This window comes from Pseudomonas sp. NPDC088322, from assembly GCF_044740745.1.
Taxonomy (GTDB): domain Bacteria; phylum Pseudomonadota; class Gammaproteobacteria; order Pseudomonadales; family Pseudomonadaceae; genus Aquipseudomonas; species Aquipseudomonas shirazensis.
Map to the genome: position 1 here is coordinate 212,621 of NZ_JBIURK010000006.1, position 14,277 is coordinate 226,897.

The window sequence follows — 14,277 nt, forward strand, 5'->3', positions numbered from 1 at the left end:
AGTATGGGCGTTTATCGAACAGTAGATTGCGCAGCACTCGCGGTTCAGCCAAACAGTTGGGTGCACAGATCCCGACTCGAGGCGAGCAGGATCGGCAAGAACCGCTGCTCAAGCTCGCTACGGGTGACCCGGCCGACATGCGTACTGACGTTGAGCGCCGCGAGTACCTGCCCCGAGGCATCGTAGATAGGCACGGCAATCGAACGCAGGCCCTGCTCCAGCTCCTGATCAACCACACACCAGCCCTGCGCGCGAACCTGCTGGATGCAGGCAAGCAGCGACTCCTTGTCATGCAACGTGCGGCTGGTACGGGCCTTGAGATCGGCGCGATCGAAGTATTCGTGCAGGCTGGCGTCGTCCAGCGCGGCCAGCAGAATCCGCCCCATCGAGGTGCAATAGGCGGGCAGCCGGCCACCCACCGAGAGGTCGACCGAGATCAACCGCTCGACCGTGGCCGAGCGGGCGATATAGAGGATGTCATCGCCTTCGAGGGTGGCCATGTTGGCGGCTTCGTGCAGTTGGTCGCTGATGCGGTCCAGATAAGGCTGGGCCGACATCGCCAGCGGCGTCGAAGACAAATAGGCATGGCCAAGCGTGAGCACCTTGGGCAGCAAGGAATAGGTCCGCCCATTGGTGGTGGCGTAACCCAGCTTCATCAGCGTGTGCAGGCAGCGCCGCACCGCTGCACGGGGGATCTCGGTACGGTGGCTGATCTGCGCGATGGTCAGGTGCCGCTTGCGCTCCTGGAACGCCTGAATCACCGCCAGGCCGCGCGCCAGTGAGGTCATGAAGTCCGGATCACCGGTGAAGGCCTGAATGCGTTTGGCCGGTGAGGCAACGATGGGCGGCGCCATCGCTGCAGAGCCAGTGCGCTCGGGCATCGGGGAAACGGTGGGCAAGCTTTCGTCGCTCATGGCTGACCTCGAAAAATAATGGGCGCTTCGTGCGATTATCGAACGAACGGCCGATAATCGCAATTGACCGCTGACACTTTTGCTTATACCTTTCCCCTGCCACATGTGGCTTCTTTGGAGAGACTGGTCAGGTACCCACCGTAGAAGTCCCCAGGCACGGCCTCGCTGACGCGGGGCCGTTTATTATTCCTTCTGTGCTGCAATACGAACTTAATCGTTTCTCTCCACTCCAAGTTCTTGCAGTACAAATGATGAGATCACCTGCTACTTGCTCATCGTCAAAGTCTTGCTTCACTATCAGTGAAGACCGATGATCAAACTTCAGCCGGTTGCTACAATTGAATCATTTGAATCACTGCTCGAGCATGCCAGATCGGCGATAGCCGGCTCCCCGCCTCCCTATATAGCCTTGATCCTAACATCGCATGCTCTGATGCCCTTGCTTGCTTGAACCCTGTCGCTGCGACAGCACACTCGCTCTGGTTGCGTGGCCGCATGCCCGATACTGCATGTCGAAGCCGGAGTCTTTACTCTAACTAGTCAGGTATTTACTGTGACGAAAGATGAACTGCGCGCCGAGCTCGAGCGCCAGGCCGAACGCTTCAAGGATGTGTACGGTGGTGAAGTCACCACCTACGCCGCTCAATCCGAACCCGAGCGCAAACCGTGGCGCAAACGCGCGACTGTCCAGGACCAGGTATTCGCCCAGGAACTGGAAAAGATGGAAAAGGACCTGCGCGGCGACGAGGCCTGAGCATTCAGGCTAGGCATTGACTGTGTCGAGTAGCGCCAAGGCAGCGTCCTAGCTGCCCATGAAATGGAATTACACAAATTTCATACAGACGTTTGAATGAGCGTGAAGGTACGCGCTTTGCGTAAATTCGCCGGCGTTTAGAGCACTTGGCGGAATTTACGCCAAAAAATATCGATCCTTGTACAGCGCACTGGTAACCGTACCGGGCTTTTTTTGCTGCCATCGGTCTGCCGGGGGTGCATCGGCTGCCATGGTTTTCTGGCATAATCCGGCCCCCCTACGACCGCCAGAAAACCTTCATGATCGATTTATTCAGCGGATTGGATGCCTGGGTAGTAGTGAGCCTGGTGCTCGCGCTCACCTTTGTACTCGCATTCGAGTTCATCAATGGCTTTCATGACACCGCCAATGCGGTAGCTACTGTCATCTATACCAAAGCCATGCCCCCGCACCTCGCCGTGTTCTTCTCCGGCGTGTTCAACTTCCTCGGCGTGCTGCTTGGCGGCGTTGGCGTGGCCTATGCCATCGTCCACCTGTTGCCGGTGGAACTGCTGATCAATGTGAACACCGGTCACGGCCTGGCCATGGTCTTCTCGTTGCTGGCCGCGGCCATCGCCTGGAACCTGGGCACCTGGTACTTCGGTATCCCGGCCTCGAGTTCGCACACCCTGATCGGCTCGATCCTCGGTGTCGGCCTGGCCAACGCGCTGATCAGCGACATCCCGCTGGGTGATGGCGTCAACTGGCAGAAGGCAATCGACATCGGTATGTCGCTGGTGCTCTCGCCACTGGCCGGCTTTGCCGTGGCGGCGCTGGTTCTGCTGGGGCTGAAGTGGTGGCGCCCGCTGTCGAAGATGCACAAGACACCGGAGCAGCGCCGCAAGCTCGACGACAAGAAGCATCCACCGTTCTGGAACCGCCTGGTACTGGTGATCTCGGCCATGGGCGTGAGCTTTGTGCATGGCTCCAACGACGGCCAGAAAGGCATCGGCCTGATCATGCTGGTGCTGATCGGCATCGTCCCGGACAAGTTCGTACTCGACCTGAACAGCACCACCTACCAGATCGAACGCACCCGGGATGCAACCCTGCACCTGAGCCAGTTCTACCAGCGCAATGAAGCGATGCTGGGCGAGTTCCTGGCCCTGGGCAAAGCCCAGGCGGGCGATCTGCCGGAGAAGTTCAGCTGCAACCCGCAGCAAACCGAACCGACCATTGCCGCGCTGCAATCGTCGCTGCAAGGCGTGACCGACTACCGCGCGCTGGGCGCCGAGCAGCGCGTCGAAGTGCGCCGCTACCTGCTGTGCCTGGACGACACCGCGAAAAAGGTCGGCAAGCTGCCGGGCCTTGAGCCGCGTGAGAAGTCCGACCTGGAAAAACTGCGCAAAGACCTCACCGCCACCACTGAATATGCACCGTTCTGGGTGATCGTCGCGGTTGCGCTGGCCTTGGGCCTGGGCACCATGGTCGGCTGGAAACGCGTGGTACTGACTGTCGGCGAGAAGATCGGCAAGCAGGGCATGACCTATGCCCAAGGCATGTCGGCGCAGATCACCGCGGCCTGTGCGATCGGCATGGCCAACGTGTTCAGCCTGCCGGTATCGACCACCCATGTATTGTCTTCGGGCGTAGCCGGGACCATGGTCGCCAACAAGAGCGGCCTGCAAGGCGGCACCGTCAAGACCATCCTGCTGGCGTGGGTACTGACCCTGCCGGCAACGGTCGGTCTGGCTGCCGGGCTGTTCTGGCTGGCGACCAAGGCGATCAGCTGAAGCACATTGTGATGATCTGAAAAAGGCGCCTGCGGGCGCCTTTTTCGTTGTTGCCGACCGCAAGCGAGGATCAACGCCGCTTGTTGCCCAGCAACGAGCCCATCAGCCCACGCATCAGCTGCCGGCCTAGTTGGTTGGCCGCCTGACGCACTGCCGACTTGATCGCCTGTCCCGCCGCACCTTGCAAAAACTCCCCTGCCTTATCGGCGAAGCTGTCCTGCTCAGGCTTGGCCTGCGGCACCGGCTCGGCCGGCTCACCTTTACGCTGGGTGAGCATTTCATAGGCAGACTCACGGTCAATCGGCTGGTCGTAACGGCCCCGCAGGCTGGAGGCTGCGAGCAATGCATCGCGCTCGGCACTGCTCAACGGCCCGATCCGCGACTGTGGTGGGGCGACCAGCACGCGCTGGACCATCGCCGGCGTGCCCTTGTCCTCCAAGGTGCCGACCAGCGCCTCGCCTATGCCCAACTCGGTGAGCACGCCAAGGGTGGAAAAAGCGGGATTCGCTCGAAAGCCATCGGCAACCGCCTTCAACGACTTCTGCTCCTTGGCGGTGAATGCTCGCAGGCCATGCTGAATACGCAAGCCGAGTTGGGCCAGCACTGCATCAGGCAGGTCCGCGGGCGACTGGGTGACAAAGTACACCCCAACGCCCTTCGAGCGAATCAGCCTCACCACCTGCTCCAAGCGATCCTGCAGCGCCTTGGGTGTGCCATTGAACAGCAAGTGCGCCTCGTCGAAGAACAGCGCCAGCAGTGGTTTTTCCGCATCCCCGCGCTCGGGCAACTGCTCGAACAGCTCAGCCAGCAGCCACAGCAGGAAGGTCGCGTAGACCTTGGGCGCTTCATGCACCAAGCGGCTGGCGTCAAGTAGATGAATGCGCCCACGGCCATCAGCCGTCGGCTGCAGCAGGTCTTCAAGCTGCAAGGCCGGCTCGCCGAACAATGCCTCGGCGCCCTGCTGCTCAAGGGTCGCCAGGCGCCGTAACAACGCCTGGGTGGAGCTGCTGGTCATCAGCGCACTGTCGTCACCAAGCACCTGCGGATTGTCCTTGAGGTGATTGAGCAGGGCTTTGAGGTCTTTCAGATCGAGCAACAGCAAACCATCCCGATCTGCCACCTTGAACGCTGCGTACAAGGCAGCCTGTTGGCTGTCGCTCAGCTCCAGCAGGTTGCCCAGCAGCAGGGGGCCCATTTCACTGAGCGTGGTACGCAACGGATGGCCAGACTTGCCGGCAATATCCCACAGGGTCACCGGATACGCCTTCGGGCTGTGCCCCAGCCATGGCATCCCGGCAATGCGTTCGGCAACCTTGCCCTGCGGCGTCGCGGCGGCACCGAGGCCGCACAGGTCACCCTTTACGTCGGCAGCGAATACGGCCACGCCCGCGTCACTGAAGACTTCTGCCAGGCGCTGCAGGGTTACGGTCTTGCCTGTGCCGGTGGCACCGGCCACCAGACCGTGGCGGTTGGCCAGGCGCATGGCCTGGCTGACAGGCTGGCCGTCAGCTCCCGCCCCTACAACGATTTGCGAAGAATCTGACATGTTGTTTCATCCTCTCCTCAAGCTTTGCCGAATAACGGCCGATATGTCTTGGTGATAATTGCCTTAAAGACAGGAACATCCCAAAAGTGACTTGCGGGACTAGTTGCACTGTTTTCAGCGCTTTGTGCGAACGACCCGATATCACCTTAGCGGAACCGATCACGCCATGAACAAAAGCCTTCGTTTCAGCCACAAGATCCTTATTGCCGCATCGCTTATCGTGATACTCGCGTTCAGCTTGTTCACCCTTTACAACGATTACCTGCAGCGTAATGCGATTCGCCAGGATCTGGAAAACTATCTGACAGAGATGGGCGCATCGACCTCGACCAACGTGCGCAATCTATTCGATGGCCGGATCAAGCTGGTAGAAAACCTGGCGCAGAACATCGCCCAGGCGCCCGCCGACGCAGAGACCTTGCTCGGCCAGAATGCCCTGATCTCAAGCTTCCTCACAGTCTATGTGGGCAAGGTCGATGGCGGTTTCAGCGTGCGCCCCGACTCGCCGATGCCGGCTGGGTACGATCCGCGTGTGCGGCCCTGGTACAAGGATGGCATGGCTGCTAACGGAGCGATCCTGACCGAGCCGTACATCGACATGGCCACCCAGAAGATGGTCATCGGCATCATCAGCAAGGTTTCGACCAGCGTCGGCGTGGTTGGCGGCGACCTGGCGCTCGACGGCCTGGTCGAGATCATCAACTCGCTGAACTTCGGCGGCATGGGTTACGCCTTCCTGGTCAACGACCAAGGCAAGATTCTGGTTCATCCGGACAAAGACCTGGTCATGAAGCCGCTATCGGATCTGTTCCCGCAGAACACACCACGGCTTTCCGCTGAACTGACCGAAGTCAGCGCTGACGGCAAGGACCGCCTGGTCACCTTCACCCCAATCAAAGGCCTGCCTGCGGCCAACTGGTACATCGGCTTGTCGGTCGACAAAGACAAAGCCTTCGCCATGCTCAGCACCTTCCGCACCTCGGCGGTGATCGCCACGGTCGTCGCGGTTGTGATCATCATTGCCCTGCTCGGCCTGCTGATTCGGGTGCTGCTGCAGCCACTGCACACCATGACTCGCGCCATGGAAGACATTGCCCAGGGCGAAGGTGACCTGACCAAGCGCCTGACCATTCACAGCCAGGATGAATTCGGCGTACTCGGCAGCGCCTTTAACCGCTTTGTCGAACGTATTCACAGCTCGATCCGCGAGGTGTCCTCGGCGACGGAACAGGTCAACGAAGTGGCATTGCGGGTGATCAGCGCCTCCAACTCGTCGATGACCAACTCCGACGAGCAGTCCAACCGCACCAACAGCGTTGCCGCTGCCATCAACGAGCTGGGTGCTGCCGCCCAGGAAATCGCCGGCAATGCTGCCCAGGCCTCGCAGCACGCGACCTCGGCGCGGCATCTTGCCGAAGAAGGTCAGCAGGTGGTCGACCGCAACATTGCCGCGATGAACCGCCTGTCGGAGTTGATCGTTGGCTCCAGCGCGCAGATCGAAACGCTGAACAGCAAGACCGTCAACATCGGCCAGATCCTCGAAGTGATCACCAGCATTTCGCAGCAGACCAACCTGCTCGCGCTCAACGCCGCCATCGAGGCTGCCCGCGCGGGCGAAGCCGGCCGCGGCTTTGCCGTCGTCGCCGATGAGGTGCGCAACCTCGCCCACCGCACCCAGGAGTCGGCGCAGCAAGTTCAGGGCATGATCGAAGAGCTGCAGGTCGGCGCCCGGGAGTCGGTCGAGACCATGGGCCAGAGCCAGCGTCACAGCCAGGACAGTGTGCAGATTGCCAACCAGGCCGGGGAGCGCCTGGAAAGCGTGACTGTGCGCATCGGCGAGATCGACGGCATGAACCAGTCGGTGGCCACGGCAACCGAGGAGCAGACGGCGGTGGTCGATTCGATCAACATGGACATCAGCGAAATCAACATGCTTAACCAGGAAGGTGTGGAAAACCTGCAGGCTACTCTGCGCGCCTGCTCGGATCTGGAGCAGCAAGCCAGCCGCTTGAAACAGCTGGTGGGCAGCTTCCGCATCTGACCTCTGGGTGCAACCCTCCCCGCCGCCATTTCGATACTGGCGGCGGGGCCTTGGCCACGGGCTTGCCGGCAATAATGCCGATGCGCGCCCGGGCCAACCTCGATCGAACAAACTATTCTTCCTGAAGGTCAACCTCTAGGCATGTCATCGCCGCTTTGTTACCGCGCATGACAGACCTGAAGTCGATCCCCGGAGGGATGCTGATCGTGCACATTGCCGACATCACCATGTTCTACGCACCCGCCAGCGGTGGCGTGCGTACCTATCTTGATGCCAAACACCGCCGTCTCGACGCCATGACTGGCGTTCACCACAGCCTGCTGATCCCTGGCGCCAGCGCCAGCCACGCCGATGGCGTCTACCGGGTGCCGTCCCCGCCACTGCCGTTCGGCAAGGGCTATCGCTTCCCGGTCCGCCTGGCGCCGTGGTGCAAGGTGTTGCGCGAGCTGCAGCCTGATCTGATCGAAGTCGGCGACCCGTATCTGACTGCCTGGGCAGCGCTGGAAGCGCGGCGCAAGCTGGATGTGCCGGTAATCGGCTTCTATCACTCCGACCTGCCGCTGCTGGTGGGCAATCGCATGGGCAACTGGTTCACGCCCAACGTCGAGGCCTACGTCAGCAAGCTCTATGGCAACTTCGACCGGGTCCTGGCGCCAAGCCAGGTGATGGCCGACAAACTGCGTCGGCTGGGCGTGCGCGACGTGCATGTGCAGCGGCTGGGCGTAGACTTGAGCACGTTCAACCCTGAGCAGCGCGACAACCGCCTGCGGGCGGAACTGGGGATCCCCGACACCACCCGCCTGCTGGTGTTTGCCGGGCGCGGCTCGCGCGAGAAGAACCTGCCGGTATTGCTCGACTGCATGCGTCACCTCGGCCCTCACTATCACCTGCTGCTGGTGGGTTCGGCCATGCCCAGCAACGTGCCTGCCAACGTCAGCGTGATCAATCACTTCTGCCCCTTGCCGGAAGTCGCGCGGCTGATGGCCAGTGCCGACCTGCTGGTGCATGCCGGTGATCAGGAAACCTTTGGCCTGGTCATTCTCGAAGCCATGGCCTGTGCCACCCCGGTTGTCGCAGTGCGCGCCGGCGCGTTCAGCGAAATAGTCACCGAGCAATGTGGCCGCCTGTGCCCGCCAAACGACGGCCAGGCCATGGCCGCCACCGTACGCGAGGTATTCGAGGACGGCGTGCGCCGGCTTGGCCAGCAGGCACGCCGGCATGTCGAGCAGCATTACTCTTGGGACAACGTGGTCAACGGCCTGCTGCAGCACTACCAAGCCGTGCTCGGCCATCAGCCATTGGTGCGTGCACATGCTTGAAGAGACTACCGAGCAGCGCAGCGTGATGCTGGTGCTGCACGACGTGGCGCCGGAGACCTGGCCTGACTACCAGCCGTTTGTCGAGGCGGTCGACCAGCTGGGCAACGTGCCGATGACCTGGCTGGTGGTGCCCGACTTTCATCAGCGCAATGCTCTCGAGCGCTCGCCGACCTTCTGCCGTCTGCTAGATTGGCGCCTGCAGCAGGGCGACGAGCTGGCGCTACATGGCTATTACCACGCCGACCTCGGGCCGACGCCACGCACGCCGCGGGACTTCTTCATGCGCCGGATCTATACGCATGAAGGTGAATTTTATGCGCTGGAACAAGCTCAGGCGTTGCAGCGCCTGCAAGCGGGCCTGCAGTTGTTCAATAGCCAGGGCTGGCCGGTGGCGGGCTTCGTCGCCCCGGCCTGGCTGATGAGCGAGGGCACCCGCCAGGCCCTGCGCCAGTTGCCATTGCGCTACACCAGCACGCCTCAGCACCTCTATCGGCTACCAGAATTCACCGCGATAGACGCGCCTGGCTTGGTCTGGAGCGCCCGTAGTGCCTGGCGTCGGGGCTTGTCGCGGGCACTGTGCAATTCGCAGCTGCAACGCTGGCAAAGTGCGCCAACCTTGCGCCTGGGCCTGCACCCAGTCGACATGCGCCATCGCAGCTCTCGCGATTACTGGCTGCAAACGTTGAAAACGCTCATCGAACAAGGCCGCGAGCCTCTGACCAAGTCAGCCTGGCTGGACCGCCAGGTCGCGGCATGAAGCGCTATGCCTGGCTTGGGCTGGCCCTGGTGCTGGCCCTGCTGGTGCCGGCATTGCTCGGCGGCGCCGAGCTACTGCCCAGACTGCAGAGCTTCTCCCCGAGCCTGATGGCGACCCTGCTGGGGATGATCCTGCTGTGCTGGATCATCAATGCGGCACGTCTGCGCCTGCTGCTGGGTGAGCAAGGTGCGCAATTGGGGCGTTGGCGCAGTCTTGGGGTGATCATGGCCACCGAGTTTGCCATCTGCACCACCCCAGGCGGTAGCGGTGGGCCATTGGCGCTGATGGCGCTGTTGGCGCGCGAGCGCATCGGTGCGGCCCGCAGCGGCGCGGTATTCGCTATCGATCAATTGAACGACCTGCTGTTTTTCTTCTGCGCCATGCTCGCCGTTGCCGGCTACGCGCTCAGCCACAGCCTGGGCCGCAGCCAACAAGGCATGCTCATGGGCAGCGCAATGATGCTGTGTGCAGCCTTGGTGCTGATCGTACTGTTGCTGCGCTATCGGCGGCAGATCATGCGGCTCAATGGCCGCCTGCTGCGCAGGGTCGGCATGGGCGAAAAACGTCGGCGCCGCTGGGCGCGCAAGCTGCTGAGCTTCATCAAGGCTTTGGCGCAGACCTGGCAGCTGCCAAAACGTACGTTAGCGTTGGTATTCAGCCTGACGTGCCTGCACTGGAGCCTGCGCTTCAGCGTGCTGTATCTGGTGATTCGCGGGCTTGGCGTGGAGCTGGCGTGGATACCCAGCTTTCTGGTGCAGATGCTGGCACTGAGTGCTGGTCAGTTCAGCCTGTTGCCGGGCGGGGCCGGCGCTGCCGAACTGACATCGGCGAGCTTGTTGACACCACTGGTGGGCAGCTCGACGGCGGCAGCGGCGATCTTGCTCTGGCGCGCTGTTACTTATTACTTTTACCTACTGGCCGGGGGGCCGGTGTTTGTCTGCCTGCTGGGGCGACCGCTACTCCAGCGCTGGCGCCGTCAGCAAATGGATTGAGCAGCTGCCGCCAGAGTTCGGCGGCACCGACAAACTCGGTGCCGTGCTCGTCGCTCATGGCGTCAGGATCGAAGCGAGCCAGGCAGCCCTCACCCAGCGTCGGCAGCGCACTGGCCGCGGCCTTGTCGAGTGGATCCGCCATTGGCCCGCCCTCCTCTCAGTCGAACACCACGGTCTTGTTGCCGTGCACCAACACACGGTCTTCGAGGTGATGACGCAAGCCACGGGCAAGCACCATCTTCTCCACGTCGCGACCGAAACGCACCATGTCTTCGATGCTGTCGGCATGGCTGACGCGGACCACGTCCTGTTCGATGATCGGGCCGGCATCCAGCTCTTCGGTGACGTAGTGACAGGTCGCACCGATCAGCTTGACGCCACGCAGGGCGGCCTGGTGGTAAGGCTTGGCACCGACGAACGAAGGCAGGAAGCTGTGATGAATGTTGATCACTTTTTCGGCATAGGCCTGGCACAGCTGTGGCGGCAGGATCTGCATGTAGCGCGCCAGCACCACGACATCGGCACCATGGCTTTCGACCAGACGCGAGACTTCGGCAAACGCCGGCTGCTTGTCTTTCGGGTCGACCGGCACATGGTAGAACGGGATGCCATGCCATTCGACCATGCTGCGCAGGTCATCATGGTTGGAAATCACGCAAGGGATATCACAGTCCAGCTCATCGGTATGCCAGCGATGCAGCAGATCCGCCAGGCAGTGCGATTCGCGGCTGGCCATCAGCACCACGCGCTTCTTTTGCGCCGAGTCGGTAACCCGCCAGATCATCGAGAATTCTTCGGCAATCGGCGTGAATGCTTCACGGAAGGCCTCGATCCCAAACGGCAATGACTCGGCGCGGATCTCATGGCGCATGAAGAACCAACCGCTCTGCTCGTCCGAGTGGTGGCTGGCTTCGTTAATCCAGCCGTTGTACAGAGCCAGGAAATTACTGACTTTCGCCACGATGCCGACACGGTCGGGGCAGGCAATCACCAGTCGATAGGTGCGCATGAATGAGACTCCAGGAACTTCGCAAAGGCGCATATTCTAGCGAGCTGGCAGAAAAAACACAGTAATCATCAGCAGCTGCCGTACGGGCCGCGCCGCGCAGCAATTGTTCAGCCATCGCTGCGGCGCCGAGCATGACAGCGGCGGACGCCGCCAGTGATATGTAAATTTTTCTTAACCTGAATACATTGTTAACACTCGCCTATTTAAGCGAGCGTGCCTTGATTATTGTTTACTTGAGACTAGCGGCTGTCTATTATTAGCCCACTGACTCCCTGTACATGCACTATTAAGGAACACTTCATGTCTCTGATCAACGAATACCGCGCCACAGAAGAAGCCATCAAAGAACTTCAAGCTCGTCTGGCCAACCTGTCGCAAGACGACAAGCTGAAGAAAGAGCTGGAATTCGAAGGCAAGCTGCGCACCCTGATGGGCGAATATTCCAAATCGCTGCGTGATGTGATTGCCCTGCTCGACCCGGAATCGAAACTGAGCAAGGCCCCACGTGGCGGCGTCAAGACCACCACTACCAAGCGTGCGCGCAAGGTCAAGCAATACAAGAACCCGCACAATGGTGAAGTTATCGAAACCAAAGGCGGCAACCACAAGACCCTGAAAGAATGGAAAGCCAAATGGGGTGGCGATGTGGTTGAAGGCTGGGCAACCCTGCTGGACTGATAAGTCCGCTTTGCTGCCTTGAATAAAACGCCGGCTATTGCCGGCGTTTTTTATTGTCTGGACACATTACAGTACAAACGACTGCTGCAGTTTCTCGGCATGCTGCTGCCAGGCAAGCAGTACCTGCCGCCCGCCTTCGTCAGCTGTTGCCCATGCGCTTTGCAGGGCCTTTTCGAAACCCTCCAGGGTAATCGGCGCGCCCGCCGCAGGGTCGCCAAGACGTTGCTGGCAGAACTGCAGCCAGCGCTGTCGCTCTGGCTCATCCAGGGTCTCGGGGAAGTTTCGCGCCCGGTAGCGGAATAACAGTTCAGGCAGCCGTGGATCATCGAACATCCATTGTGATCGGCCAAGTTGCGCCGGGTCGACCACGCGCACCTGTTCGCACAGACGGCGGTCACGGTCGCCAATAAAGCCTGCATATAACTGCTGCTCGGGGTCGTCGCTTGCGCCAAATTCTTCGGCGCTATAGATAGCGGCGAGTTTGTCTTGCCAGACGTTTTGTTGCTGTGCCAGTTGCTCGCCGCGTGCTTGCAGCAGGGACAGATCAATCCCCAATCGTTGTTGGTCAACCGGGCGCAATACCGACAGCGGTGCCAGTACCGGGCAGCGGTTGACTTGCACCAACTTGAGCGGCACCGGTAATTGCATGTCGGACAATTCGTCACGCCGAGTGTACAAACGCTTGCGTAATGTTTCGGCGCTTTCATCGAGTAGCGGAGAGGTTTCCAACTGCAGGTCGCACACAATCAATGCGTTGCGGTTACGTGGATGCCAGGCCAGCGGCAGTACCACGCCGAGGTAATTTCGCTCAGCGGAGAAACGCCCGGAAATATGTACCAATGGCTGCAATAGCCGAATCTGCTCCATGACTTTATGCTTGCTGCGCAACTGAAATAACCAGTCATACAACTTTGGCTGTTTATCCCGAATCAATCGCGCCAGAGCGATGGTCGCCCGCACGTCGGAAAGCGCTTCGTGAGCATGCCCATGATCGATGCCATTGGCTTTGCTGAGCAATTCCAGACGCAGGCTGGTGCGCCCGTCCTGCTGCGGCCAGACGATGCCTTCAGGGCGCAGAGCATAGGCCGTGCGCACCACATCGATCAGATCCCAGCGGCTGTTGCCGCCCTGCCACTCGCGAGCATACGGGTCAAAGAAGTTGCGATAGAGGCTGTAACGGGTCACCTCGTCGTCAAAGCGCAGGGTGTTGTAGCCGGCGCCACAGGTGCCAGGCCGCACCAGTTGCTCGTGCACACGGGTCATGAACTCGGCTTCACACAGGCCATTGCTGGCCAGTTGCTCGGGGGTGATGCCGGTGACCAGACAGGCCATTGGATGCGGCAGGATGTCTGCCGACGGTTGGCAGAACAGATTGACCGGTTCTTCGATCTCATTGAGGTCGAAATCGGTGCGCAGCCCCGCCAGTTGCAACGGCCGGTCGCAACGCGGGTTGATACCAGTGGTTTCGTAGTCGTGCCAGAAGATGCTGGAGCTCACGGGTTCGTCCTGTAGCTAGGTCGACCGTGAGTCTAGCGGCCCGGGCGGGCAGTTCGCACCTCTAATGCAGGCAGAATGTGTCGCCAGGGTCAGGCAGAGGCGTTGGCAGCAGGGCGGAAGCTGAAGAAGTCACGCAATGAATGCACGAACTCATCGTACTCGCGCGGTGCCTGTAGCAGCATGAAGCCTGAGTCGTAATGCATGGGCGTCTGGTCTTCGCGGCACCACAGGCAGCTTGCCGACAGGTTGATAAACTGCCAGGCGCCGCCGGGCAAGGGCACGCGCAGCTGCAGTTCGTAGTCGGGCCCGACCAGCACCGGCAGCGAGCTGATCAGCATCAAACCGTCTTCGGAGGCATTGCCAAGGTAGCCGATCTGCTGATCGGTAAAGCGGTTGTAGACCTTGAGTACACAAGGCAACTGGTGACGCTGGATGTGGCGCTGGATAAACATGATGACAGGTAGTGTCCCGTTTCCGCGGCCAGGAATACGAGGTACTGGCGGTTGCTGTTACAGCTAAGATACAGCTTAGCCCAGCCGCTGTGGCGAATCTCGTGAAATCAATGACACCTTGGTATTAGCGCCAAGGCGTGGTGTGCACCGGACTGGCCACGGCAGGCTGGCGATAGTGGCCGAGCTTTTCCAGCGTCAGCAGACGCGCACGGGCGCGGTAGGCGTACTCATTTTGCGGGTAGCGTTGAACCAGGTACTCGTAGGTCTGCGCAGCATCGACGTAGAGCTTCTGCCGCTCCAGGCATTGGCCACGCAGCAGGGCCACTTCAGGATGGATGAACGGCCGCGCGCGGCTGGTCCGATCGACCTGGGACAGCTCGAGCATCACCCGCTGGCAATCGCCACGATCATAGGCGCGGTAGGCGTTGTTCAGGTGATGGTCCATCGACCAACGGGTGCAGCCAACGACGCTGGCGGCAATCGCCAGAACGATCAGGGTTCGCATGGGGATTCTCCTTTGATAGGCAGTGTATCGGCCCGACGCGG

The 14,277-nt window shown here is 60.8% G+C and carries 14 protein-coding genes and 1 pseudogene; 8 read left to right on the forward strand and 7 right to left on the reverse strand.

Annotated features, from left to right (window positions below):
• Window positions 1–44: 44 nt before the first annotated feature.
• Window positions 45–914 carry a pca regulon transcriptional regulator PcaR gene (pcaR, locus tag ACIOAU_RS17475; protein ID WP_101321944.1) on the reverse strand — a complete coding sequence of 290 codons (870 nt, stop codon included), beginning with the start codon at window positions 912–914 and terminating at the stop codon, window positions 45–47.
• 553 nt (window positions 915–1,467) lie between these two features.
• Here pcaR and ACIOAU_RS17480 point away from each other — a divergent pair.
• Both ACIOAU_RS17480 and ACIOAU_RS17485 read left to right on the forward strand, forming a co-directional pair.
• Entirely contained in the window at window positions 1,468–1,668 is a 201-nt protein-coding gene (locus ACIOAU_RS17480) for a hypothetical protein (RefSeq protein ID WP_101321945.1), read from the forward strand.
• Window positions 1,669–1,967: 299 nt separating this feature from the next.
• Window positions 1,968–3,440, forward strand: a complete 1,473-nt coding sequence (locus ACIOAU_RS17485) for an inorganic phosphate transporter (RefSeq protein ID WP_101321946.1) — start codon at window positions 1,968–1,970, stop codon at window positions 3,438–3,440.
• Between the two features lie 70 nt (window positions 3,441–3,510).
• On the opposite strand, the gene ACIOAU_RS17490 is transcribed toward ACIOAU_RS17485, so the two are convergent.
• Window positions 3,511–4,986, reverse strand: coding sequence for a helicase HerA-like domain-containing protein (locus ACIOAU_RS17490; RefSeq protein ID WP_101321947.1), 1,476 nt, complete (start codon window positions 4,984–4,986; stop codon window positions 3,511–3,513).
• Between the two features lie 166 nt (window positions 4,987–5,152).
• Between ACIOAU_RS17490 and ACIOAU_RS17495 the strand changes: the two are divergent.
• From ACIOAU_RS17495 to ACIOAU_RS17515, 5 genes and pseudogenes are all read left to right on the forward strand, one after another.
• Window positions 5,153–6,169, forward strand: a pseudogene (locus ACIOAU_RS17495) (cache domain-containing protein); the annotation flags it as partial.
• Window positions 6,170–6,262: 93 nt separating this feature from the next.
• Window positions 6,263–7,027, forward strand: a complete 765-nt coding sequence (locus tag ACIOAU_RS17500) for a methyl-accepting chemotaxis protein (protein ID WP_371411621.1) — start codon at window positions 6,263–6,265, stop codon at window positions 7,025–7,027.
• Window positions 7,028–7,224: 197 nt separating this feature from the next.
• Window positions 7,225–8,346 (forward strand): glycosyltransferase family 1 protein, encoded by a 1,122-nt coding sequence (locus ACIOAU_RS17505; protein ID WP_150570633.1) that lies wholly within the window; start codon window positions 7,225–7,227, stop codon window positions 8,344–8,346.
• Window positions 8,339–9,103: a DUF2334 domain-containing protein gene (locus ACIOAU_RS17510; protein WP_150572116.1), complete on the forward strand. Its 765-nt coding sequence runs from the start codon at window positions 8,339–8,341 to the stop codon at window positions 9,101–9,103. The genes ACIOAU_RS17505 and ACIOAU_RS17510 overlap by 8 nt, the downstream gene beginning before the upstream one ends.
• Window positions 9,100–10,095, forward strand: coding sequence for a lysylphosphatidylglycerol synthase transmembrane domain-containing protein (locus ACIOAU_RS17515; protein WP_401183594.1), 996 nt, complete (start codon window positions 9,100–9,102; stop codon window positions 10,093–10,095). Before ACIOAU_RS17510 ends, ACIOAU_RS17515 begins: the two co-directional genes overlap by 4 nt.
• On the opposite strand, the gene ACIOAU_RS17520 is transcribed toward ACIOAU_RS17515, so the two are convergent.
• Both ACIOAU_RS17520 and purU read right to left on the reverse strand, forming a co-directional pair.
• A complete protein-coding gene (locus ACIOAU_RS17520; RefSeq protein ID WP_101321952.1) occupies window positions 9,998–10,237 on the reverse strand; it encodes a hypothetical protein in 240 nt (79 codons plus the stop codon). The genes ACIOAU_RS17515 and ACIOAU_RS17520 overlap by 98 nt on opposite strands.
• Window positions 10,238–10,252: 15 nt before the next feature.
• Complete coding sequence (purU, locus tag ACIOAU_RS17525) at window positions 10,253–11,104, reverse strand: formyltetrahydrofolate deformylase (protein WP_101321953.1); 852 nt, start codon at window positions 11,102–11,104, stop codon at window positions 10,253–10,255.
• Window positions 11,105–11,404: 300 nt separating this feature from the next.
• On the opposite strand from purU, the gene mvaT reads away from it, so the two are divergent.
• Complete coding sequence (mvaT, locus tag ACIOAU_RS17530) at window positions 11,405–11,782, forward strand: histone-like nucleoid-structuring protein MvaT (RefSeq protein WP_101321954.1); 378 nt, start codon at window positions 11,405–11,407, stop codon at window positions 11,780–11,782.
• A 66-nt stretch (window positions 11,783–11,848) separates the two neighbouring features.
• On the opposite strand, the gene sbcB is transcribed toward mvaT, so the two are convergent.
• The 3 genes from sbcB to ACIOAU_RS17545 form a co-directional block, all read right to left on the reverse strand.
• The gene (sbcB, locus tag ACIOAU_RS17535) at window positions 11,849–13,279 is read right to left on the reverse strand and encodes an exodeoxyribonuclease I (RefSeq protein WP_401183599.1); all 1,431 of its coding nucleotides are present in this window, start codon (window positions 13,277–13,279) and stop codon (window positions 11,849–11,851) included.
• Between the two features lie 89 nt (window positions 13,280–13,368).
• The gene (locus ACIOAU_RS17540) at window positions 13,369–13,731 is read right to left on the reverse strand and encodes a PilZ domain-containing protein (RefSeq protein WP_101321956.1); all 363 of its coding nucleotides are present in this window, start codon (window positions 13,729–13,731) and stop codon (window positions 13,369–13,371) included.
• 124 nt (window positions 13,732–13,855) lie between these two features.
• Window positions 13,856–14,236: a hypothetical protein gene (locus ACIOAU_RS17545; protein WP_101321957.1), complete on the reverse strand. Its 381-nt coding sequence runs from the start codon at window positions 14,234–14,236 to the stop codon at window positions 13,856–13,858.
• Between the last annotated feature and the right edge of the window lie 41 nt (window positions 14,237–14,277).